12 protein-coding genes are annotated in these 24195 nt (G+C 66.8%); 5 read left to right on the top strand and 7 right to left on the bottom strand.

What is annotated here, in order from left to right; genetic code table 11:
- The first annotated feature begins 362 nt into the window (after nucleotides 1-362).
- From ASD38_RS24315 to ASD38_RS13040, 5 genes are read left to right on the top strand one after another with little or no spacing between them, the layout of a single operon-like run.
- Entirely contained in the window at nucleotides 363-2633 is a 2271-nt protein-coding gene (locus ASD38_RS24315; RefSeq protein WP_056460476.1) for a hypothetical protein, read from the top strand.
- Nucleotides 2630-7402: a DUF6603 domain-containing protein gene (locus tag ASD38_RS13025; RefSeq protein WP_156390697.1), complete on the top strand. Its 4773-nt coding sequence runs from the start codon at nucleotides 2630-2632 to the stop codon at nucleotides 7400-7402. Before ASD38_RS24315 ends, ASD38_RS13025 begins: the two co-directional genes overlap by 4 nt.
- A 2-nt stretch (nucleotides 7403-7404) precedes the next feature.
- Nucleotides 7405-9537, top strand: a complete 2133-nt coding sequence (locus ASD38_RS13030; RefSeq protein ID WP_056460479.1) for a hypothetical protein — start codon at nucleotides 7405-7407, stop codon at nucleotides 9535-9537.
- Nucleotides 9534-13187, top strand: coding sequence for a hypothetical protein (locus tag ASD38_RS13035; RefSeq protein WP_056460481.1), 3654 nt, complete (start codon nucleotides 9534-9536; stop codon nucleotides 13185-13187). The genes ASD38_RS13030 and ASD38_RS13035 overlap by 4 nt, the downstream gene beginning before the upstream one ends.
- A 38-nt stretch (nucleotides 13188-13225) precedes the next feature.
- Entirely contained in the window at nucleotides 13226-15928 is a 2703-nt protein-coding gene (locus ASD38_RS13040; RefSeq protein ID WP_056460483.1) for a hypothetical protein, read from the top strand.
- 352 nt (nucleotides 15929-16280) lie between these two features.
- Here ASD38_RS13040 and guaA read toward each other — a convergent pair whose 3' ends face one another.
- The 7 genes from guaA to ASD38_RS13075 form a co-directional block, all read right to left on the bottom strand.
- A complete protein-coding gene (gene guaA, locus ASD38_RS13045; protein ID WP_056436555.1) occupies nucleotides 16281-17843 on the bottom strand; it encodes a glutamine-hydrolyzing GMP synthase in 1563 nt (520 codons plus the stop codon).
- Between the two features lie 105 nt (nucleotides 17844-17948).
- Nucleotides 17949-19229, bottom strand: a complete 1281-nt coding sequence (locus ASD38_RS13050) for an RsmB/NOP family class I SAM-dependent RNA methyltransferase (RefSeq protein ID WP_056436554.1) — start codon at nucleotides 19227-19229, stop codon at nucleotides 17949-17951.
- Nucleotides 19230-19237: 8 nt separating this feature from the next.
- A complete protein-coding gene (locus ASD38_RS13055) occupies nucleotides 19238-19633 on the bottom strand; it encodes an MAPEG family protein (RefSeq protein ID WP_056436551.1) in 396 nt (131 codons plus the stop codon).
- 3 nt (nucleotides 19634-19636) lie between these two features.
- Nucleotides 19637-21100: an IMP dehydrogenase gene (guaB, locus tag ASD38_RS13060; RefSeq protein WP_056436548.1), complete on the bottom strand. Its 1464-nt coding sequence runs from the start codon at nucleotides 21098-21100 to the stop codon at nucleotides 19637-19639.
- An 80-nt stretch (nucleotides 21101-21180) separates the two neighbouring features.
- The gene (locus ASD38_RS13065) at nucleotides 21181-22227 is read right to left on the bottom strand and encodes an acyltransferase family protein (RefSeq protein ID WP_056460485.1); all 1047 of its coding nucleotides are present in this window, start codon (nucleotides 22225-22227) and stop codon (nucleotides 21181-21183) included.
- A 105-nt stretch (nucleotides 22228-22332) separates the two neighbouring features.
- On the bottom strand, nucleotides 22333-23040 hold the full coding sequence (locus ASD38_RS13070; protein WP_056460487.1) for an RlmE family RNA methyltransferase: 708 nt from the start codon (nucleotides 23038-23040) through the stop codon (nucleotides 22333-22335).
- Nucleotides 23037-24164: a Ppx/GppA phosphatase family protein gene (locus ASD38_RS13075; protein WP_056460489.1), complete on the bottom strand. Its 1128-nt coding sequence runs from the start codon at nucleotides 24162-24164 to the stop codon at nucleotides 23037-23039. Before ASD38_RS13075 ends, ASD38_RS13070 begins: the two co-directional genes overlap by 4 nt.
- Nucleotides 24165-24195: the final 31 nt, after the last annotated feature.

The following is a 24195-nucleotide window of genomic DNA, read 5'->3' on the forward strand; positions in this document are numbered from 1 at the left end:
TCACACCGCACGCCGCGGCTTTCGCCGTCGCGCGTCTCTTTTCTCGTGCACGTCGGAGACTTGATGTTCGGCCCAGTCTTGGATGTTGCGATCGGCCTTGTCTTTACCATCGTAATCTACGCAACATTGCTCTCAGCGCTCGTGGAGACCGTCTCCGGGGTCTTGAAACTGCGCGCGCGGGCCCTTGAGGACGTGATTATTCGCATGATCGAGGATCCAGTCCCGCCCTCGCCACGGCACGGCGCGGCATGACCTTCTTTCCGCGACCTCGCCCCCACGGCCGTCCGATCGGTGTCGACGGCATGACATCGGCCGCCAGGTCGGCCGCCCCCCTTACCGTCCCGCGGCGTGGAGCCTGAACCATGCAACTCTTCGTCACCAAGCTGGTCGCGATGGACGACATTCCCCCCGAGCCCGACCCCGCCGCCGCCGACGGTCGGGCGGACGCCGTCGACGACGACACCGACGACGAAGACAACACGCCGCTGCCGGCGTCGGCTTTCGACCCGGTGGCGGCGACAGACGATCTCAACACCCTGCGCGGCCTGACATTTTCCGAAGCTCAGGTCACCAAATTGATCACCGACGAACTGGCCGCTCAGAACATTCAAGAGCCTGGTCTCGTCACGCGCAACTTCGTCAGGGATCCGAACGCGGCTATCCTCAAGCCGTTTTACAGATATGGCTTCGCGCCGCCTGTCGTTCCCCAGCTGGTCATGAACATTGATCAGAAGAAAGCCGGGCCCGACAACAAGCTGATGGGCACGCTGTTCACGCTGAATTCCGCTTTCTCGGACAGCGCTATAAAGCAGGCGCTCATAAATGTTGTCGTCAAGCTCAACGCGCAGTTCTCAGGACCATTCTATCGTGTCCAGGACAACGGCCAGGACTTGAAGAGCGCGCCACCGACCGCCGATGGCACACACGTTCCCGCCGGGCTGCCGCTGTTCCAGAAGATGCGGCATCTCGACTTGCTGGACATGTCCGCGATCGCCCAGTCGCAATCGCCGGCCGACGCCGAATTGAAGCTGGCGCCGTCGCCTGGATGCGACTTCCCAAACTGCGTCGCCTTCGACATCGCACACCGCTGGATTTGGATACCAGTCGCCCCGCCGCTGCTGCTGGTGGAGGTTGGCGAGGCGTCAAAACTGTTCACCCAGACCGCCAATGGCTGGACGGGCGAATTGGTCAAGGTCAATCGCACGGCGGTGTATCGCTACGACCTTCCCACAGGTCAGATGGTTGGCGCTCAACCCAAGCTGCCCGGTAGTTCGCGCGGCGGCGGAGGCGGCGAAGCTCGAGCCGACAAGAGCGACGAGGCCGACTACCTGTGGCGCTGTGACAACATGATCTTCGCCGCCGCCATGGGACTGGATCCCGCGCGACGCTATAAGTTTAGCATCCAGCCCCAAGGCTTTGAACTTGTTCCGACCAGGCTCCCCGGCTTTTCCTATTGGAAGAAATGGAAGACGGACGCCGCAACCGTTCAAAATAAGAAAAACCGCCCTACGGATACATTGCCTCAGCCTTCAATCTCCAACGGCGGCGGGGATCTATTCGCCGGAGCGGCGCAGATAAGCAGCAAGAACACCCTGTTGGCGAAATACAAGGCGTATACTCTACTGCGAAAAAAGAAGAAGGGCGACTGGAGCGTGGCCAATCTCGGGAGCCCGTCCGGCGTTCCTCTGAAGGCCCGCTCAAAGGGCGAGCGTCTGGACGCGGGCGACGTGATGAAGGCCGCCTTCACCGCGCTCGGCTATGAAAGCGACGGCAGCGCGACCCACCTGGTTCGCGACGTGCTGAACGAAGCCGGGGACAAGCACGACCCTTTCGCATCCACGGCATGGCAGATCTTCAGCGAGGGCCTGCGGGCACGACCGACCGTATTGGTGGCGACCTGGCTGCCGCAGCTTCGAACCGACCAGGAGTGGTGCCATCTCTACGGGCATGGCGACGGCGGCAACGAAGCGCTCGAGAACTTCGTCTCCGGTTCAAAACACGCCAACACCGAGCAATTGGCGATCGAAAACGCCCAACGCACCCGGCCGGACGACCTGGTCGCCAAGATCACCGCCTATCAACTGCCCACCCAGGGCGTCTCGCGCAGCCAGTTCACCGCCGCGGACAAGGCGGCCTTGAAAGCGGTCGGATGGCCCGAGACTGACTGGCCTGATTTCCTGACCTTCGCCACGAAGATCATTCAGTCCCTACGCAGCGGCGCGGACGTCTTTTATGCGGGGTTGCCACAGCCTGTTCGAGACGCATTGACCCGGACTGGCAAGTCCCGCCAGAGCTTCTACGAGGAAATCCGAGCCATGGTGAGCCTTCCGTTACCCATCGGTCTTGGCATACGCTATAAGATTTACCTCAAGAACGCGGCTTCAGGTGCAGGACAGACCATCAAGGTATTCGACCATCTGATTGAAGCGCAGAGAGAAAGCTTCGATATATTTCAGTATCGAGCTCTATACTGGGCAGTTTTATTTTCGATCAATTATTCCGATGGCGGGCCTGGAGGCGCCGCCGCCAAAGCGGTTGAAAAGCGCCTGACGGACGCGGCGGAGAAGAAGCTCACGAAGAACGGCTGGACCTGGGCCGACTATGGGTGCAGCCCGCCGGTCGTCGCCAAATGACCTTCCCCGTTCTCGACACGCTGAAGACGAAGATCGGGCCGAGCGGCGGATTGACGCCCGTTGTTTTCGACGCCGCGACCCTGGGCGATCCCGCCCTGAGCGCCTCCATCCAGTGTCTGCTGCAGACGACGCCGCTGAGCATCGCCAGCCCGACGATAACCTCGGATGACACCTACCTGCGCATCACCGGCGTCACCGCGATCGGCGCCCTGTCGAACCTGCAGGTCGAGGCGACGTTCTTCGCGTCCTGGCAAACCGGGCAACAGGCGAACGCGGAGTTGGAGTTGGTCCTGCGGCTGGTCAATCCGCCCGCGTCGATCACCTTCGATCAACTGGGAATGCCGAAAGCCCCGCCCGGCCTCGTGAGCGGCGGCGGTCTCACGGCCCAGCAACGGCAAGCTTTCTTCCAGGCCGTCACGCTGAATGGCCCGCAACTTCTGCTGAGCACCTACGACTTCGCGGCCGTGGCCGCGGCCACCGGCGCGGCGCCGCCGTTGGAGTGCAGTCTTGCCGCGACCGACAGGCCCGCCGTTTCCACGGTCGCCGGGCTCAATATCTCGGCGTCCCTAAGCTTCGCGGGCGACTTCTGGACCGCCTTCCTGGCGACCGGCGCCGGCGGCGGGGCCTGGGACGATCTGAAAGCGATGGCGGGCTCGGGCGACTTCGCCGTGACCGGCGCCTTGCGACTGGACCCGTACAGCTGGGAACCGGTCGCCGAACTGACGCATATCTTCGCCCCCGCCAACCGCCCGGCGATCCGTTTGCCGTTCGACGACCTGGCCATGGATGTCCGCGCCCTCACCATCCGCGGAGGCTTGGACCTGTCGGGGGTCACCCCGCCTGGCTTCTCGCTGGTGGTCGGTTTCGAGAAGGCCGGCTCCGCGACGCCGGAGGTCCTGGTTCGCCTGGACGCGCCGCTGGGCGACGGAACGGCGATGCTGACCGGCCGTTTCGCCACCCCGCTTGGTCCCGAATGGCTGCTGTCCCTGGCGGGCCTGGACAACCTCAGTAGTCTCTTGCCGACCCAATTGCAGGGCGTCGCGAGCATGGGGATCACCCAGATCGCCGTCAGCCTGCCGTTGGCGACGCCGGCCAACGCCTCGATCGCCGTGGAGATTTCAGGCGGGACCTGGGATCTGATCCCCTCGCTCGTCAGTGTGCGGCCTGTGTTCGGCGTGGAGGTGTCGCGCGACGCTTCCGGACACGGAGCCGCCACGCTGGAGATCAGAGGCGACTGGCTCCTGGGCGATGCGGCGTTCGAGTTGTTCATCGACCCGCAGGCCGGAGACCTGGGCTTGGTCATGTCGCCAGGCTCGTCGATCAGCTTGGACGCGATCACCAAGCAGTTGGGCCTGCCGGCGGGTCACGACGCGTTGGACATCCTCGACCTGGAACTGAGCGGCAACTGGAACACCGGGGACTACGAGTTCCTGATCGAGTGCGGCTCGGGCTGGGACCTCGACATCCTCGGCGCGACGATCACGCTTACGGATCTCCAGATCATCGGCGAACATGAAAGCGGCGCGATGAACTGGCGGGTCGAAGGCCTGTTCGGGATCGGCGACGCCAGCGTCGATATCGTGGTCGCCGGGGGCGCTCAGCCAGAATTCGACGTGACGTTCACCGAGCTGGCCGTCGGCGACATGCTGGAGGACATCCTCCTAGGCGTCGATCTTCCCGAGACGCTTCGCGACTTCACGCTGAACGACGTGGAGGTTCATTACCTTCCGTCGCAGTCGTTCGATATCCAGGGGAGCTCCAGCACGCCGGTGGCGCTGTTCGACGGCTTCGACTTCACCGTCGCCAGCTTCCACCTGAACCGGACCGCCGGCGCCCAGACCGCCAGCCTCGGCCTCACCCTGGACCTCGGCGACAGCGCTTCGCCCGCGATCGTGCAACTGGCCGGCGACTACAACACCGACGCCAACGGCCAGTCCAGCTGGATGCTGGTCGGTGAATTGACCAATCAGGACGTCGAACTGGTTCGCCTGATCGAACGCCTGATAACCATGGCCGGCTTGGACTTCCCCCTGCCCTGCGACGGGCTGGCGATGCGCAATCTCGGTTGTCGACTGGCCATCGGCGGCCCGTCGGACAGTTGGGCGATCAGTTGCGACATCGTCGATGGCGCATCCACCTACGGACGCCTCAGCTTCGTGGCGTCTCGTCCGACAGCGCCAGCCGCGGCCAACGGCGCCGCGGCGCCGGATCCAGCGCCCTGGACCTATCTTCTGGCGGCCGAACTCGAACTGCATCTCGGCTTGGACACGCTTCCAGTCGTAGGTCCGCGCCTGCCCTCGCCAGCCTTGGAAATTCAGGGCGTCGATCTGCTCGTCACCTCGGGGGCGCTTTCGGCGGAGGTGGTCAACGGCCTGATCGCGGCCTTGCCGCCTCAAGCGCTGGCGCCGCCGGCGGGCGCGCTGGATCCTGGGGGGGCGCTGTCGCTGAAGGTTCTCGATGGGGCCAGCGGCATCGCGCTGTCCGTTCCCCTGCAGGGGACCAATGCGCCCTCGCCGCCTCCCGTTCTGCCGGGCGCCGACCCCGCTCCGCCTCAGCCGCCGGAAAACGACAACACTCGCTGGTTCATCGTCGGTCGCGCCTTCGGCCCGATCGCTATCGACCGCCTGGGGATGCGCTACCAAAACGGCCAGCTCGGCCTGTTATTTGACGCGAGCATGGCCCTGGGGCCTGTGACCATCGGCTTCTCCGGGCTGGGATTGAGTTCTCCGGTCAACCATTTCGCCCCGAGCCCCGTCCTGCAGGGCCTTTCCATCGACTACGCCAGCCCCGCCGTCACGGTCGGCGGCGGATTGCTGCGGACCGACAACGGCTATGCCGGCCAAGTCCAACTGACCACGGAAGCCTTCGGATTCGCGCTGGTCGGAGAATACTTCACCGATCCCGAAGGCCTCTTTGTCTTCGGCTTGACGCGCGAGCCGCCGCTCGGCGGACCACCCGCCTTCTTCGTCGAAGGCGTCGCCGTCGGCATGGGCTACAACAGCCGCTTGCAACTGCCGATCTCGGCGGCCGACATCGCCAACTTCTCGCTGGTCAAGGCGGCGATGCCCAACGCTCCGCCGCCCTTCGACACCGGTGCGGACCTGCAGGGCGTTCTGCGATCGGTGAATGTCGACTGCAGCGCGCAGAACGGCGAGGGCTGGCTGGCGGCGGGGGTGAAGTTCACCTCGTTCACGCTGGTTGAAACCTTCGCGCTTCTGACCTTGGAGTTCGGCCGCTCAACCCAGATCGGAATCCTCGGGCTGTCGCGCGCGTCGCTGCCGCCGGAGGCGCCGGACCCGGTCGCGCTTTTCGAGGTCGGCTTGATGGCCGAATTCGACCCGGACCGCGGCGCACTGAAGGTGGACGGCGCGTTGAGCCCACGCTCCTATGTGCTCTCGCGCGCGGCGGTCCTGAGCGGCGGCTTTGGCTTTTACAGCTGGTTCAAGGACGGCGACGGGGTCAACGCCGGCGACTTCGTCTACAGCATGGGCGGCTACCACCCGCAATTCTCGCGGCCGGCCCACTATCCCGACCCCGCGCGGCTGTCATTGCTTTGGCAGGTGAACGACAACCTGTCGGTGAAGGGCTCTTCGTACTTCGCGCTGACCCCGCATTGCCTGATGGCCGGCATATCGATGCAGGCCAACTGGGCCAGCGGCGACCTGTCTGCCTGGTTCGACGCGGACGCCGACTTCCTCGTCTATTGGAAGCCGTTCCACTACGTCGCCCATATCGACACCAGCATCGGCGTTTCCTACCGGCTAAATCTGCTGTTCACGTCGGTTACGGTCAGCGTTCACGTGGGCGTGGGCCTCGACGTCAAAGGTCCGCCGTTCGGGGGCAGCGCCCATATCGATCTGGATGTGGTCTCCTTCACCGTTTCATTCGGCGACGACAGCGACGACAGCCAGTTCCTCAAGTGGTCCGATTTCCGCACCTCGTTCCTGCCCGCCGACACGGCGGTATGCTCGATCCAGGCGCTGAACGGATTGCTCCGCGACCGCTCGAAGGAAATGAAGTCCGGCGAACCGCAATGGATCATGACCCCGGACAACGCCGTCCTGTCGGTCAACCTGGCCGCGCCGGCCAAGACCGTGGCGTTCGCCGACGGCGCCAAGCCGATGACCACGCTGCCCGACCTGCCCAACACGACATGGAACGCCGCGGTGGCGATCGGTCCCATGGGCATAGCGGGCGATCAGTTCGGCTCGGACCTGCAGATTATCGTTCAGCGCAAGGGGCTGGAGGAAACAGCCGGCGCCGGCGTTTGGACCGACTACACCGTCGGCAGAAATCCAAAAATCCGATCGGCGCCCGCCTCGCTTTGGCGCGAAGCCACGGAGGTGCGCCCTCAAGACCCCAACGCGGCGGCCTTGATGCTGGACACCCTCTGCGGCTTCGACATCTCGACGCCCCAGCGGCCTCCGGACACCACCCAGCCCGTCGACCTGGCGGCCCTACGCTACGACGACACCGCCCTGCCGTTGATCTGGAGCGGCGGCGCCGTCACCGGCTATGGCCTGGCTCCTCAGCACGGATCGGACTTGACCTACACGCTCCCCGGCGGCGCCAGCGGCGCCTGCAAAGGCTTTGTTTTGCAGACCATCAATGCGGCGTCCCAGACCCGCGGCCAGATCATCGCCGCTATGCTGGGCCAGGGCATGCTGACCTCTGATTTCGCCGCCGGCGGCGGCGTCGATCTCACCGCGTTCTCGACCAGCACGGTTCTTGACGACTGGCCGGCCATTCACGTCTTGGGCGAGGCCTGATCATGGCGGACACGACACTTCAACCCGGCCAGGTGCGCTTCATCCAGCATCGACTTCCGGGGTTCGAGAGCGGTGAGTACCGGATCATCGTCAACCATGCGCTTTCCGCGCCCGACGGCGGTCAAACCTTCTCGACGACCACGCAGTTCTATGTCGCCGGCGAGCGCTTCCAGCTCAATCCGACCGACGTCGACTCGACATTTCCGCCGTCTCACGCGCAGGGCGAGTTTCTCAACGTCTTGCCGCACCTGGTGTTCTCGCGTCCGTCGCTGCCTTGGATCCGGTCGCCCCAGCTGGCGCCGGCGGCTCCCGTCGACGGCGCGGACGTGCCAAGCTGGTTGGCGCTGCTGGTGTTCGACCAGGATGACCCGCAGCCTGTCCTGACAGCGACGACCGTGTCTGGGTTGGTGACCCCTGGCGACGGCGTCGTGTCGTACCCGCTCGCGGACGGCTTGGAGTTCGGACAGTCGATCAACGACCCCTGCGCGGCGCTCGACATCGACTACGGTCTTTTTCTGAGCATCGCACCGAGCCTGCAGGACCTGAAATGGCTGGCGAGCGTCCGCGTGGTTTCGGGACAAAAACCCAGCGCGGATCCCGATGCGCCCCCGGGCGGCGAATACTCTGTCCTGATGGCCAACCGGCTGCCCAAGGCCGGCAAGAAATCGACCGTCCATTTGGTCAGTCTCGAGGGTTTGGAAAACCATCTCCCCGGCGGGGCGGAGTCGACGGGCGCGTCCGCGCCCAAGACGATCAGGTTGGCCTCCCTCTATCAATGGAGCTTTGACACTCAGCTCGAGCCCCAGACCTTCACCGACGTCATACAGCAACTTCAACCCTGGCTGTCCTTCAGCCTGCCGATCAGGGCTGACGCCGCTCCGGGGCCAATCGTCGCCGCCGCGATGGCCATGGGCTACGTCGGACTAGACCATCGCCTGCGCGACGGCGGCAGAACCGCCTCCTGGTACAGAGGACCGCTGGCGCCCTACCAAGTGCCGCGCACCTTGGCCGCCCAGTGCCCCCTAGGCAGCGCTGACGCCGCTCTGCGGTTCGATCCCGCGACCGGCCTGTTGGATGCTTCCTACGCAGCGGCCTGGCAGCTCGGGCGTCTGCTGGGCCTGCAGGATCAGATCTTCGCCGACCGTCTCTTTCGATGGAAGCACGCGACCAGCCGCGCCGCCGTCGCGGCGGCTGAACATGACATACTCGACGCGGCGCTGGGGATCGACACCACGCCCCAGTTGGCGGGGGCGCCGCGCGCCGCCGCGCTAGGCGACGCGGTCGGCGCGATGATGAAGGTGGCGGTTTCGGCCTTGCTGGGGTCGCCCCCGCCCGCACCGTCTCCTGTCGCGTTCATCGCGACCTCTCTGGGCGCGACGCCATCGAACGCCCCGCCGCCCGAGGTGGTCGCGTGGCTTGAGCATCTGCGAGGATTGCACGGCGTTCCGTTCAACTACCTGGTTCCGCAGGAAGCCATGCTTCCCCCGGAATCCATCCGTTTCTTCCATCTCGATCCAAACTGGATCGACGCCTTGGTCGACGGCGCGGTCAGCCTCGGCGACGCGGTCACCGGCGACCTGTCTCAAGCCGGGGATAGTCCGGTGGGGCCATCGGCCGGCGCGCCGCCCCTCACCGCCAGCGGATTCCTGCTGCGATCGAGAGCGGTCAAGATTTGGCCCGGCATGGAGGTGAACGCGCGCGCCGCGGACAACAGCCCCCTGACCGTCGTGCGATACGAACGCCTGTCGGACGATGTGTTGTTCTGTCTGTGCCAGGGCGTCATCGCCGGCCTGGATCTACATGAACCGCCAGAAGCGATGCACTTCGGATTCGACATCGACGAAACCGCGCCTGCCGCCGATCCCGCCGGCATCGATCTTCGCCGCCTCTTCAAGAACCTGCGAAACCCAGTCACGGGGGCCGCCGCGCCGGTCGGAACCCAGTCCGCGACGATCCCGTCCCCGCTTCCGTGGCGGTCGCCCGGAGCCGCCTTGGACATGAGCGCCCTGGCATCGAGCGCCAGCGGCGCCCTGGCCCCCGCGGCCTTCACCTCCGCCGAGTTCGCCCTGATCATGGTCGAGGGCGTCGATATGGTCACCTTCGGGCAAGTCGCCCCTCCGTCGAGTACGTCATGACCGAGCCGCTCATCGTCCCCATCAACGTGCGCGCCTTGTGCGTGAACGACGCCGCCCAATCCTTCGTCGGCCCCTCGTCGGACTTTTCCGCCTTTCCCGCCTATGAGAACGGCGTGCTCAAGGGCGACGCGCCCTATCTCGCGGACGGCGTCGGACGCTACGAATCCACCACCTGCTCGGTCGGCGTGCGCCTGCATTGGGCCCTGCCGGCCGCATTGCGCCACGGAACCGGCCCTGCCGGCGCTGGTCCAATCGGGTTTCCGGCCGCGCCAAACCGATGGCTGGTGACCCGGGTCCTTTCGCTGACGGAAGGCGCTCCGCCGCAACTGAAGTCGTGGGTGCTGGAAAGCGACCGTCTGGAAAAGGCGGGGCAATCCGACAGCGCCTCGATGCCGTTCCTGGACGGCGATCAAGGTCAGTTCTTCCGCTACATGGGCCGCTGGACCGATTATGACGCCTGGCAGGAAAATCCCGCAGCCGGCAGCTTCGCGTCGCTCACGAACACGCCCCTCACCGCCGTTGGCTACGGCGATCCGCTGTTCGCCGCCTACGCCCCAAACTGCGCGAACGTCTTCGCCTTCAATGACGACTTTCAGACCACGCTAGGCCAGGTCGACGGCGGAGCGGCGGGCGCGATCACGCCGGTCGACCTGCTCAACCAGCCGCATCAACTGACCTATGTGATCGTCGGCTGGTTCGCGCAGAGCCAGAGGGACCCGTTGGCCGGCCTCGCCGTCGACGGCAAGACCAATGACCTGAAGTGGCGCTTCACCGGCGATCCGCCGTCCCGCGCGCTGTTTTCCGGTGCGATCTATGGATTGCGATGGGGTCCTACCGGCGATATCGCGCCCATGCCGCCATCTCCCCAAGTGGCGATCGGCCAGACCGCCGCCCAGGCGCTGTCCGCCCTGATGGCCGCCGACCCAGCCTTGGTGAACGTCGCCGACGCGGAGTTCGCGCTCAATGCGGTGCAAGCGGGGCTCTATCAGCGTCTGTATGGGCAAACCGGCTGGGTTGGAAAGCTGAAGTCCGAGCTGCACCGCCGCGCCTTCGGGACGGAACACGGCGGCTGGCAGTGGAGCGTGATCGACGAACGGGCGTCGACAACCTCGGTTCAGGACGCGGCGGGACAAGCACAGGAAGCCGTGCTCTCGGCCGGGGCCGCGCATGCCCTGTCCGTGCTGAACCAGCAACAGCGGGCCTATGACGACGCCGCGGACGCCATATCCACGCTGAAGCAGCAACTGTTCTTCGACTGGTACCGCCGCCAGTTGCTGACCGACCAACGCGTTGGCGACAATCCGCCTTGGAGCATTGCGCCGCGCGTGACGCTTGAAAGCCTGGGCGACTTTCTCGCGACCCAGCAGAACCTGCTGGCCGCCCAGGTCGCCGCTTCGGGAACCCTGGCCTACAGCGCCGACGCCATCGGCAACGACGGAGTGTCCGCGCCCGACGCCGGCGCGACGAGCCTGGCCGCCGCGGTGGTCAGCGCATACTGCGCCGTGGCCAAGGGCCTCGCGCCGACGCTAAGGCTCAAGCGCAGCCCCGCGCCGCGCTTCTGGAAACCCGCCGATCCGGTGATCCTGCTCAATGGACCTGGCGCGGCGCCGGCCCAGCGGGACGGCAGACCCGAAGACCTGACCGCCGACGGTTACCTGCCTTGTCGTTCCCTTTCCAACATCCTCAATCCCGCGCCCGTCGGCCAACCGCCCATCACGCTGCAGGTCCTCGTCCGACGCGACTTCTCCCGATTGGAATCCGGCGCCGCCGAAGCCGCCAACGCCTTGATGGTCGAAGCGCTGCTCCTTGACGGTCGTTTCGACTTCTTGTCGCCCGCCTTCTCGGCCCAAACCCGCGCGACCGCGCTGGCGATGGATCCGGCCGGACCGACCCAGGCGCAAAATGCCATAAGCGGCCTGCCGGCGCCCGCCATGGCTCGCACGGACGGCGGTCAGCCCGACTGGGTTCCCTTGCTGATGCGCTGGACCCTGAACTACGGGCGTGTCGCCTCGACGGGCAGCGATGGCGCGCCCGAGCAATTGTCCCCCGAATTCCTTGTCCAGCAGCACGTGCTCGATGACGATCAGGTGGACCTGCAACTCCTGAACACCATCACCAACCCTCTGGACGTGAGCAGCTACAGCGGTTTCACGCCGCTGTCGTCGCGGGCCACGAACGATCTGCTCACCGCCATGAAGGCCGCGGCCGCCACGGTCGGCAACGGAGATGCGGAACTGGCCGCCTTGACCGCCGGCCTGAAGCAGGCGTCGCTGATGGCCCAGAGCGCCAGCGGCTTTCACCAGGGTCTGTTGACGCGTGAGCAGACCCTGCAGCTGAACATCGTCGACCCTCTGGAGCCCATGCTCCCCCTGGCGCAGAACATCGCCGACGCCGTCGGCGATTTCGACGGCGTGGCTCCGGACGGCTCAAGGCCTTACGCCGGACTTCGATCCGGCTTTGTCACCCTGCCGAGTCTGTCGGTCGTCGACGTGTTCGGCCGTGAGGTCGCGGTAGATACTTCGCGCGTCGTCTGGGCGAGCGCCTTCAAGCGGCCGGACGGCAGCGTGGTCCTTCCTCCCCGGATCACCCAGCCCGCGCGCCTACAGTTCCGCTGGCTGGCCGCGGGCTCCACCGACGTGGAGGCCAACGGACATCCCGCCGCCAGCCCTATCTGCGGATGGGTCGTGCCGGACCTGTTCGACAACGCGCTGGTGTTGTTTGACGCCGAGGGGAAGGCCTTGGGCTCGCTCAAGGCGTCCGGCGACGGCGGGCAGGCGCACTGGCGGCCCGCGCCACAGGCGGGAGCGCCTTTGGAGCCCGACAACGCGCCCATCGACGGTGACGTTCTCGACCCCGACCTGAACGCCTTCGCCAAGGCCGTGCTCGGCGGCGGCGGAGGCTATCTGGCGAGCTTGCTCAGAACCATCGATCGAGCGTCCGGCAGCATCATTCCGCCCGACCCGTCCAGCGGTCCAGCCATGCTGGTGGGGCGCCCGTTGGCGTTGGTCCGAGCGCGGCTGTCCTTGGAACTGAAGGGCGGCCCCGCGGCCGATCAAAATTGGCTTGCGCTGCAAGCGGCGATCGACGCCGCCGGGCAACCGTCCTGGAACGGTGATCGCGACGACCGGGGGCTGCGCGCCGTTCGGGTGCCGGTGCGGGTCGGGGACTTCAAGGAGGCCGACGACGGGCTCGCCGCATATTTTCTGACCGACACCGACGGCTATTCTCAGTGCCACTCGCCCGCGGCCGAGACCGGAGACCTGGTCTTGCCCACCTCGGTGATCGAGGTGGCGGCGCAGGACAAACCCGTGACCATCGCGATGCTGATCGACCCGCGCGCCCAGGTTCACTGCGTTTCCGGCGTGCTGCCGGTGAAAGCCATTTCGGTTCCCGCCGACCTCTATGCGCCCGCGCTGTCACGTCTGTCCGTGTCGTTCTACGCCGGGCCCATGCTGTTTCCGCAAGACGCCCTGGCCACGCCCCTTCCCCGCCTTCCGGGGTGGGAATGGCGTTGGCGCACGCCCGTGAACCAAGCCTGGACCGAGCGCCCGACCGCGCCCCCGCCGAACGACCGGGCTCGCACGTCATACGATCCCCAACGACTTGAAGAAGGCTGGGCCGTTCTGGTCCGCGAGGATATTTCCCAATGAGCGGTACGTACGGACTTCTTTCAGCCCACGCTCGAAACATGGGCGACCCCAACCAGGCCGCGGTCCTGCTGCTGGGGACGGTCAATCACCTTCAGGTCGACCTGACCACCACATCGACGGCGACGATGCAGTTTCCCGCCGGAGCGCTGTTGGAGCTCCAGTTTGGCGCCAATGTCACCGTCGACACCTCCAAGGTGGTGGTCACCGCGCCGCATTTTACAGCCAGTGTCAGCCATGGCGGCTGGCTGCTGACCGCGGACAACGCCGCGCCGCCGCTGACGCCGGGCCAGTTGCTGACAATCGACATCGCCGGCTTCGCCGCGCCAGCCGATTTTGATTTCGCCAACCTTTTGCTGACCGTCGCCTGGAAAGGTCTTCAGAGCGACGCGGCCGGTGTGCTCACACCCGTCCCGTTCGATGGGCGGGCCCTTTCGTTGGAACCCCGAAAATCCCTCGCGCCTCGACCGACCACGCCGCTGTTCGAGATCAACTGGGGGGCGTGGGCTGGCGGGCCGATGGCGGATCGGGCCGCTGGCGGAGACGTGGCGGTGACGGCGCCCCCGGTCCCGTGGCCCGTCGACCCCAGAATCGCGGCGCAAAAGGCGGCGGACGACGCCGAGGCGGCGCTTCAACCCCTGACCGACAAGATAGAGGCGCTGAAGGATCAGATCGATAAGGCCGAGGCGGCCGCGACGGCGGCGATGCAGAAGGTCGACGCCGATCAGCAGAACGGCAACCCGATCGTCGACATCGGAACCTACAAGGCCGACACCGAGGCGTTGCAGGATCGATCGGATGAACTCGACCAGTTGAAGGCGCAACTACAGGTCGCCGAACCGCAAGCCGATGGGGCGAACGCCGCCTATGACGACGCCCTGGAGGCGCTCAAGGTGGCCAACGAAAGCCCGCCCGTCCCGCCGCCGCCGACACCGCCCGACCCGATCATCAACCGCCTGGCCTTCAGCCTGAAGAACCTCGGACCGCCTTTGGACGCCTCCGCGGCGGGCGCGGCGCCGCATTTCCTGATCAGCTTCGTGACCGTCGGCGACGCCTACGCGCCGTGGCGCTACGACGCGCTTTGCACCGACGAGCAGGCGGCGGCGGCGGTCTTCAAGGTTTCCGGCGACGGCGTGGTCGAATGGACCCTCGAGGCCGACACCAGCACGGCGCAATGGCGCCTGAAGCCGACGGGTCGTTTCGAAAACCTGGAATCGGTGATCGTCACGATCGATAATCTCGTGTCGAGCCTGCCGCCCTTCGCCACGACCATGATCGTCGCCTACCGCGACATTCCCGGCCAGGAAGACGGGTTCATTCCGGTCAACATCAACAAATCGCCGCCATGGCCGGTGGTCGGCAGTTTCCAGGCCACGCCGGTCGATGCTCCGATCCAAGCCGCGCCAGCACCGGTCGTCATCTACCAGGGCGAGCCGGTCACGCTGAGCTGGCACTGCTGGGGCGTTCCCGACGCCTTTCCGCAACCTGTCACCATCACCGGCGTCGACGCGCAAGGCCAATCGATCCTGTGGAAAGCCAATCTTCCCAGCCTGGGCGAACTGACCTTCACGCCAACACAGACCTACAGCCAGTACACGCTCAAACTCGTGGTTCCGGATTCGCCGGCCCAGGCGGCGCTGGACGTGACCATGGGCCCCGTATCGGCCGAACTGTCGCCATCCGACTGCACCATCGCGCCTGGCGCCTCGGCGACGCTGTCCTATACGACGACCAATGCGGCCAGCGCGGCCATCACGCCCGGCGGTCCGTCAATGACCCCGCCAGGTGACGCGATACTGTCCGGAACCTTCGTCGTCACACCGCCCATGACCACGACCTACACCCTTACGGCCCAAGGCTTGAATGGTCCGGCGACAGCTCACGCCCGTGTGGCCCTCGATCAGGGCTATGGCGATCCCGTATGGATTTCCGCGGGGCAATGTCTGTGGACCGGCAACGACGACCGCCTCCAGAACATGATGGCCGTGCCGCCGATGACCGGCCTGACCATGCGGCAGTTGGCGCTGACCTTCGAAGAGCTGCCGCTCGCGGTATGGGAGGATCCGAACGGCGGCCTGTACCTCGTCGACTTCCAGAACCCCGATCAGCCGCCCGAAGGGCTGACCAGCGTCGTGGCCATCTTCGCCTACCAGCAATGGCTCTTCGCCGTATCGTCCAATCCAAGCGGCGGCGGGTGGAGCATCACGGCCCCCGGCCAGGATTTCCGCGGAGGCGTGCCGCTGAATCCGACCGACGCGCCGCCTGTCAAACTCAGCGATTGGATCGGCGACGCCGACGTCAGGGGCGCGCAGTTTCGCTACGCGCCCAGCGCGGGCCTGGTGATGTTGGCCAAGGATGGCCGCCTCTTCAGCCGCAACCGCGAGCTAATCGCCACGCCGACGCCCGACTGGGCCGCCGTGGGTGAAATCCGCGACAACGTCAGCGCCTTCGATCTGGACGAGAGCGGCCAGCTTTATTTCGTTTCCGCCGGCAAGCTGATCAAGGCGACGCTCGACGCTTCGGGCGGCTTGAAGGAAGAGCCCCTGTGCGACACGCCGGCGATCTCCACCAACATCGCGGTGACCGGCGCGGGCGTGGTCTACTGGGCGGAGAACGGGGGGACCGAAGGCCCGATCCTATGCCGGTTCTTTCCTCAAAGAGGCCGTCAGATGATTGTACGCTTGCCAGGTCCCGCCGATCCCGGCGGCGTGTGCGTGGACAGAAAGTTCCGACAGCCCCACTAACCGCCACGCGGCGAGCATGGGACGACCCATGCTCGCCCCAGGCTCGCCGCCTTGATCATTTTCGCATGAAATCCGCGGCGGACCGCAGGGCCAGGCTCTCCGGGCGGTGCTCGACGTCCGCACGGCGCCGATCCCGCCAGCCGCGGTTCCGGCTACAGCTGCGGTCGAGCCGGCGAACTGAATCCTATCGCCACGACCGTGCGATCGGCGTGGTTGGGACCGGGACATGGCGGTGTCGCGGGCAATGAAGCCTGAACCGGCCCTCCCCGAGGGTCGCCGATCATCAGGAAGCCGGAACACATTTTATCTCAATGACTTATATCGCATCGCGAAGGTCCGAAAGGGCGCTGAATCATTCCCACTCGATCGTGCCGGGCGGCTTGGAGGTCACGTCGTAGACCACGCGGTTGACGCCGCGGACCTCGTTGATGATCCGGGTGGCGGTCTTGCCCAGCACGTCCCAGGGGAATTCGAAGAAGTCGGCGGTCATGCCGTCGGTCGAGGTGACCGCGCGCAGGGCCAGGACGTTCTCGTACGTGCGGGCGTCACCCATCACCCCGACTGTCTTGACGGGAAGCAGCACGGCGAAGGCCTGCCAGATCTTGTCGTAGAGCCCGGCGTTGCGGATCTCTTCCAGATAGATGGCGTCGGCGTCCTGCAGCACCTTGACCTTCTCGGGCGTGATGTCGCCCGGGATGCGGATGGCCAGGCCCGGGCCGGGGAACGGATGGCGGCCGACGAAGGCCGGGGCCAGGCCCAGCTCGACGCCCAGGGCGCGGACCTCGTCCTTGAACAGTTCGCGCAGGGGCTCGACCAGCTTCAGCTTCATGAAGTCCGGCAGGCCGCCGACATTGTGGTGGCTCTTGATCACCGCCGACGGGCCGCCGCGGGCCGAGACGCTTTCGACCACGTCCGGATAGAGCGTGCCCTGGGCCAGGAACGCCGCGCCCTCGATCTTGGCGGCTTCCTTGTCGAAGACCTCGATGAACAGGCGGCCGATGGTCTTGCGCTTGGTCTCCGGATCGCTGACCCCGGCCAGCTCGCCCAGGAACATGTCGCCGGCGTCCACGTGGATCAGCGGGATGTTGTAGTGATCGCGGAACAGGGTGACGACCTGGTCGGCCTCGTTCTTGCGCAGCAGGCCGGTGTCGACGAACACGCAGGTCAGCTGGGCGCCGATCGCCTCGTGGATCAACACGGCGGCCACCGAGCTGTCGACGCCGCCCGACAGGCCGCAGATCACCTTGCCGGTCCCGACCTGGTCGCGGATCTTCTGGACCATCTCCTGGCGGAACGCCGCCATGGTCCAGTCGCCCTTCAGGCCGGCGATGTTGAACAGGAAATTGCGGTAGATCTTCGAACCGTTGACCGTGTGCACGACCTCGGGGTGGAACTGCACGCCGTAGATCTTGCGCGTGTCGTCGGCGATGGCGGCGAACGGGGCGCCGGTCGAGGTGGCGATCACCTCGAAACCTTCGGGGATCGCGGTGACGCGGTCGCCGTGGCTCATCCAGACGGTTTCCAGCCCGCCGATGTCGGCCAGCCCCTGGAACAGCGGGCTGTTCTTGCCGATGGTCAGTTCGGCGCGGCCGAACTCGCCGGCGTGGCCGCCCTCCACCCTGCCGCCCAGCACGTCGCACAGCAACTGCTCGCCGTAGCAGACGCACAGCATCGGCACGCCCAGGTCGAACAGCTTGGTCCCGATCCGCGGGCTGTCGGCCTCCAGCACGCTGGCCGGACCGCCCGACAGGATGATGGCGCTGGGGGCGTAGTCGTCGACCATGGCCTCGGCCTTGTCGAACGGATGGATCTCGCAATAGACGCCGGCCTCGCGCACCCGGCGCGCGATCAGTTGGGTCACCTGGCTGCCGAAATCGACGATCAGAACACGCTGGTGATGGGTTTCGGTCGTCATCGGCAAAGGCTCTCCAGCGTGTCGTTTCGGTTCGGCCTCCCTGTCGGGAGCAATCTCTTTTGGGCGAGCCCTCTTGTCCCGACCGTGAACCGGTCAGGCGGGCTCCTAGGGCGCGTAGGACCCGCGCTCGATCACGGCGGCGAAGAAGCCGTCGGTGCCGGCGCTATGGGGGGTCAGACGCAAATAGCCTTCGGGCGTCAGGTGCTGCTCGACGCCGGCCAGGGTGATCGGCTTGACCGAGAACCCCGGATGACGCTCGACGAAGGCCGCCACGCGGTCCTCGTTCTCCTCGGCCAGCAGCGAACAGGTGACATAGATCAGGCGGCCGCCCGGCTTCACGAAGTCGGCGGCGTCGGCCAGGACCGCGTCCTGCTCGATCTGGCGCTTGGCCAGTTGGTCGGGCGACAGCCGCCACTTGGCGTCCGGGTGGCGGCGCCAGGTGCCCGAGCCGGTGCATGGGGCGTCGACGAACACCAGGTCCAGCTTGCCCTCCAGCCCCTTCAGCGGTTCGCCCTCGATCGGCGAGCGGATCTGCAGGTTGCGGACCCCGGCGCGTTGGCTCCGGCGGATGGTGTCGGCCAGACGGCGGGCGTCGCTGTCGTGGGCGTAGATCTGGCCGCTGTTGCCCATGGCGGCGGCCAGCGCCAGGGTCTTGCCCCCGCCCCCGGCGCAGAAGTCGAGGACCTGCTTGCCCTTGATCAGCCCCGCCGTGGCGGCGGCGATCTGCGAGCCCAGGTCCTGGACCTCGAACCAGCCCTTGGAAAAGGCCGGCACGGCCTCGACCGACGGCGCACGGTCGGCTGCGCCGGGCGCGGGAATGCGGAAGGCGGTGTCCAGCACGCCGGCCGGCTCGGCCCCGATCAGGGCCACGGCCTTGGCGCCGCGCTCGACGTCGGTCTTCAGCAGGTTGATGCGCAGGTCGACGGGCGCGCGCTCGGCCAGGGCGGCCATCTCGGCCCGATGATCAGCGCCCAGGGCGCGGGCCAGATGCGGCTCCAGCCAGTCGGCATAGTCGCCGGCCACGGGCGTCGGAGCGTCGGCCAGGGACCTGGGCGAGGCGATGCGTTCGCGCTCGGCGTCGGTCAGGCCGCCTGGGCCATGCTCCTCGCCGGCCGCCTCGGCGATGCGGTCGATCGGCCACTTCCAGTCCTGGGCCAGCACGCCCAGCACCACGCCGCGCGGGCTGTCGTCGCCCATCATCCAGCCCAGCGAGCGCTTGCGGCGCAGGGCGTCCAGCGCCAGACCCGAGACGAAGGCGCGATCTTTTGAACCCGCGTACCGGGCGCTCTCGCCCCAGCGCTTCAGCGCCATCCGTACGGGGAAATGACGCGTCTCGATCTCGGTGAGGACCTCGATCGCCGCTGCTAGTCTGCCGCCGTCGCGCATTTTTGCTTTCAGATCACCAAGGCCGCCAGGATCAGGCAGATGCCGATCAGGGAAGCGAGCCACACCAGCGACCGGGCGACCGGCACGCCGAAGGCGTAGAGGAAAATGTATACCGCCCGCGCCCCGACATAGAGCACCGCGCCATGAGCCGAGAGCATGCCGAGCCGACCGCCCAGATAGGCGACCAGGACGGCGGCGGCGAAGAACGGGAAGGTCTCGCGGAAATTGGCGAAGGCGCGTTCGAGGCGCCCCGCCATTCCCGTCAATACGATCGGCGTGTCGCGAGGCCCGATGTTCCACTTCAGACCGCGCTGCGGCTGGGCGGCCGCGGCCGCCCAGAGCAGATGGACCAGGCCGATCAAGACGGCGCAGCCCAGCATCTGAAGTTCGAGGGCCATCCGCACGGCCTAGACCGCGCTCGGATAGTTCGGCGCTTCCCGTGTGATCATCACGTCGTGGACGTGGCTTTCACGCAGGCCGGCGCCGGTGATCCGCACGAAGCGGGCCCGCTTCTGGAACTCGGCGATGTCGGGCGCGCCGACATAGCCCATGGCCGCCCGCAGGCCGCCGACCAGCTGGTGCAGCACCGGGGCGATCGGGCCCTTGAACGGCGTTTGCCCTTCAATGCCTTCCGGCACCAGCTTGAAGCTGTCGGTGATGTCCTTCTGGAAGTAGCGGTCTGCGGAGCCGCGAGCCATGGCGCCCACCGAGCCCATGCCGCGATAGCTCTTGTACGAGCGCCCCTGGTACAGGAACACCTCGCCGGGCGCCTCTTCGGTGCCGGCGAACATCGAGCCCATCATGGCGGTCGAGGCCCCGGCCGCGATGGCCTTGGCCAGGTCGCCCGAATACTTGATGCCGCCGTCGGCGATGACCGGCGTGCCGCTCTCGCGGGCCGCGCGAACGGCCTCGGCGATCGCGGTCAGCTGCGGCACGCCCACGCCGGCGACGATGCGGGTGGTGCAGATGCTGCCCGGGCCGATGCCGACCTTCACCGCGTCGGCGCCGGCGTCGATCAGGGCGCGGGCGGCGTCGTAGGTGGCGATGTTGCCGGCCACGATCTGGACGCGGTTGGCTTCGCGCTTGAGACGCGAGACCGCCTGGGCGACCTGGCTGGAGTGGCCGTGGGCGGTGTCGATGACGACGACGTCGACGCCGGCCTCCACCAGGCCCATCGAACGCTCGAAGCCGGCGTCGCCGACGGTCGAGGCCGCGCCGACCAGCAGCCGGCCCTTGTCGTCCTTGGCGGCCAGGGGGTGAGCCTGGGCCTTCTCGATGTCCTTGACCGTGATCAGGCCGACGGCGCGGTAGGCGTCGTCGACGACGATCAGGCGCTCGATCTTGTGCTTGCGCAGCAGCTCGCGCGCCTCGCGGTGATCGATGCCTTCCGAAACCGTGATCAGGTTGTCGCGGGTCATCAACGCCGAGGCCGGGACCTTGTCGTCGCCCTCGAAGCGCATGTCGCGGTTGGTCAGGATGCCGACCAGCTTGCCGCTCTTGGCTTCGACCACCGGGAAGCCCGAGATCTTGCGGCGGGCCTTGATCTCGCGGATTTCGGCCAGGGTGGTGTCGGGATTGATGGTCAGCGGATTGATGACCATGCCGCTTTCGTAACGCTTCACCTCGCGCACATGGTCGGCCTGTTCGTCCACCGTCATGTTGCGGTGCAGGATGCCCATGCCGCCGGCCTGGGCCATGGCGATGGCGAGGCGGCTTTCGGTGACCGTGTCCATGGCGGCGGACACGAGCGGGATGTTCAGACTGATTTCACGCGTGAACTTGGTCTCGGTCGTCACCTGGGTGGGCATGACGTCTGACGGACCGGGTTCGAGCAAAACGTCGTCGAAGGTGAGCCCTTCGCGAATCTCCATTGGAGTCTCCATTTTGCGGCGCGGGTATAGCGGTGGGAGGCTCAAATGGGAAGCGGCAAAAGCAGTTCGCCAGCCCCAGGTCAGGCGGTGTTGCGGTCGACCGCCGGTATCCGAGCCGTTTTGGCCCGCGACCTGTCCGGACGCTCCGTCACGCGGCGCAGCCATCCGCTGAACGGCCTCTCGAACAGGCGGTAGCTGGCGTAGCCGACGGCGCAGGAAGCGAAGACCGCCGCGGCGCAGAACGCGCCCGCGCCGAGGCCGCCCGCCAGCTTGAACAGCAACGACACCACCAGGCCATGCAGCAGATAGATCGAATAGGACGCGTCGCCCAGCGGCTTCAGCAACGGGACCTCCACGGCTCGCCCCCTCGCCTCCAGCATCACCGCCCCCGCGACGATCGCCAGGGCCGGGGCGCCCCAGATCAACGGTCGGACCAGAGGCGAGACCTGGACGGCGGACAGATGTTCGGCGACCAGCGCCGCGGAGCCCAGGATCAACAGACCGGCCGCGACCGGCGTCGGCGCGATCGCGCCGCGCCGGCGAGCCTCGGCGAGGATCGCGCCGGCCAGGAACTCCAGGATCAGGGGATCGGTGTAGGTCACGCCCAGGGGGTGACTGGGCTTGAACGCCAGTCCGGCCGCGACCAGGGCGATCATCACCGCCGCCATCGCGGGCAGCCGCCACGACCGCCGCAGCCACAGGCAGGCGGCGAACAGGACGTAGAAGGCCATCTCGTAATTCAGGGTCCAGCCCGGCGTCAGCACCGGAAAGATCTGACCCTGGGGGTCGCGGTGCGGGAGGAACAGCACGGAATGGACGACGGAAGCCGCGTCGACCGTCAGCGTCGAAAAGACCTTGCCCGGCAGCACGATCGCGCAAGCCGCCATGAACAGCGTGACCAGCCAGTAGAGCGGCGCGATCCGGATCAGGCGCCGCCGCAGGAACACGCCGGGCGCGCTTTCGCGATCGGAGATCGTCCACATGATGAAGCCGGAGATCACGAAGAAGATGTCGACGCCGGCCGCGCCGATCCCGAACGGCACGTTCTGGCGCGACAGGGCGTGAAACAGCACCACCATCAGGGCCGCCACGGCCCGCAGGGACTGGACCGATCGCAAGGTCTGCATATGCGCGCTCCGAAACGCGCCCCCGCCGCCAGTTCGCTGGTGCAGCACGATCGAAGTCAAGCTGAGCCGGTTACAATTCCGGCGGCTGAGCGCGAAGCGCGCGGCCTACCGGCCCTTGAACCCCGTCGCCACCAGGAAGACCTCAGAGCTGTCGCTGCGGCTGGCCTTAGGCTTGAAGTGGACGACCTTGTTGAAGTGCTTCTTCAGGCGGGCGATCACATCGGCGGTCTCGCCGCCCTGGAAGGCCTTGGCGACGAAGGCCCCGCCGGGCTTGAGCACCTCGATGGCGAAGTCCGCGCCGATCTCGATCAGGCCGACGATGCGCAGGTGGTCGGTCTCGCGATGGCCGACGGTGTTGGGAGCCATGTCCGACATCACCAGATCGGGCGCGCCGCCCAACAGTTCCAGCATCTTGGGCGGACAGGCCGGGTCGGTGAAGTCCATCTCCAGGATATGGGCCGGCGCCACCGGATCGACCGGCAACAGGTCGACGCCGACGATGTCGGTCACGCCGCGCTCGGTGGCCATCTGCAGCCAGCCGCCCGGCGCGCAGCCCAGGTCGATGACCTTCGCGCCCTTCTTGAAAAAGCGATACTTGTCGTCGATCTCGCTGATCTTGAACGCCGCGCGGCTGCGATAGCCCAAGGCGCGGGCCTTGGCCGAGAACGGGTCGTTGATCTGCCGCTCCAGCCAGTGCTGCTGCGAGGGCGTGCGGCCGAAGGCGGTCTTCAGGCGCGCCGGCTTGGTGCGACCACTGTCATTGCCGCCGGCCGGCGGCTTGACCATGCGCTTGCGGGGAGGTTCGTCGTTCATGCGTTCACCGTCGAAGGGCGGGACGACCGACCAGAGCCGCCTCGCCGACGCCGGCGCGGCTTCTTCTGCTGATCGGACATCAGGGACATCAGGAGACCTTCTCTAAGCCCCCGATCGGCCACACGCACGCGAGAACACGGCCAAAGCTCCTGAACGGCCTGCAGGATCGCCGCCCCGGCCAGCACCAGGTCGGCTCGGTCGGCCCCGATGCAGGGCTCCAAGGCCCGCTCTTTCGCAGTCAGGGTCAGCAGGCGATCGGCGGCCGCCTCGCACTCGTGGCGCCGCATCCAAAGGCCGTCGACGATGTTGCGGTCATAGCGCGGGAGCCCCAGGTGAAGCCCGGCAAGGCTGGTGATCGCGCCGGACGTGCCGACCATGTGGGCCCGGTCGTTCTCGAACAGCCGGCGCATCGGTTCCGCGTGCGGGAATTCCTCGATCCGCGCCTTGACCGCGTCGACCATGGCCCGAAACCACCCCTCCTCCACCCGCTCGCCCTCGGGAAAGCGCTCGGCCAGGGTGACCACGCCGATCGGGATCGACAGCCAGGCCTTGATCGGCAGCTTCCAGGTCGCGAACTGGCGCGGCTTGCTGTCCAGACCCCCGCCCTGCAGGTCCACCCAGGACAGCTCGGTCGAACCGCCGCCGACATCGACCACCAGGGCCGCCTCGGCGTCGCGGTCGAACAGGCTCATGCAGCCGGCCACCGACAGCTGGGCCTCTTCCTTGGGCGTGATGATCTGCAGCCGCAGGCCGGTCTCTTCGGCCACCCGACGCACGAAATCGGGACCATTGGTCGCGCCCCGGCAGGCCTGGGTGGCCACGGCCTTGACCCGCACCACCTTGCGGCGGCGGATCTTCTCGGCGCAGACCTTCAGAGCCGCCATCGAGCGGTCCATGGCCTCGTCCGAAAGCTGTCCCGTCTGGGAGAGACCCTCGCCCAGCCGGACGATCCGGGAATAGGCCTCGACGACGCGAAAGCCGCGCGGCGAAGGCGTCGCCACCAGCAGGCGGCAGTTGTTCGTACCCAGGTCGAGCGCCGCGTAGCACGACTGCTCGCCCGGCGGCCGGCGCCGGCCAGAGCCCGAAGGCTGAGGCGCGCCGGGCGCTCGCGGCGCCTCCGACATGGTCGTTCCACCTTGTCTCGCAGACGATTCG

The sequence above is a fragment of the Caulobacter sp. Root487D2Y genome (genome assembly GCF_001427165.1).
Lineage (GTDB): Bacteria > Pseudomonadota > Alphaproteobacteria > Caulobacterales > Caulobacteraceae > Caulobacter.

Coding starts and splice junctions, on each gene's coding strand:
- ASD38_RS24315 (WP_056460476.1), top strand. CDS start 363: ATGCAACTCTTCGTCACCAAGCTGGTCGCGATGGACGACATTCCCCCC.
- ASD38_RS13025 (WP_156390697.1), top strand. CDS start 2,630: ATGACCTTCCCCGTTCTCGACACGCTGAAGACGAAGATCGGGCCGAGC.
- ASD38_RS13030 (WP_056460479.1), top strand. CDS start 7,405: ATGGCGGACACGACACTTCAACCCGGCCAGGTGCGCTTCATCCAGCAT.
- ASD38_RS13035 (WP_056460481.1), top strand. CDS start 9,534: ATGACCGAGCCGCTCATCGTCCCCATCAACGTGCGCGCCTTGTGCGTG.
- ASD38_RS13040 (WP_056460483.1), top strand. CDS start 13,226: ATGGGCGACCCCAACCAGGCCGCGGTCCTGCTGCTGGGGACGGTCAAT.
- guaA (WP_056436555.1), bottom strand. CDS start 17,843: ATGACGACCGAAACCCATCACCAGCGTGTTCTGATCGTCGATTTCGGC.
- ASD38_RS13050 (WP_056436554.1), bottom strand. CDS start 19,229: ATGCGCGACGGCGGCAGACTAGCAGCGGCGATCGAGGTCCTCACCGAG.
- guaB (WP_056436548.1), bottom strand. CDS start 21,100: ATGGAGATTCGCGAAGGGCTCACCTTCGACGACGTTTTGCTCGAACCC.
- ASD38_RS13065 (WP_056460485.1), bottom strand. CDS start 22,227: ATGCAGACCTTGCGATCGGTCCAGTCCCTGCGGGCCGTGGCGGCCCTG.
- ASD38_RS13070 (WP_056460487.1), bottom strand. CDS start 23,040: ATGAACGACGAACCTCCCCGCAAGCGCATGGTCAAGCCGCCGGCCGGC.
- ASD38_RS13075 (WP_056460489.1), bottom strand. CDS start 24,164: ATGTCGGAGGCGCCGCGAGCGCCCGGCGCGCCTCAGCCTTCGGGCTCT.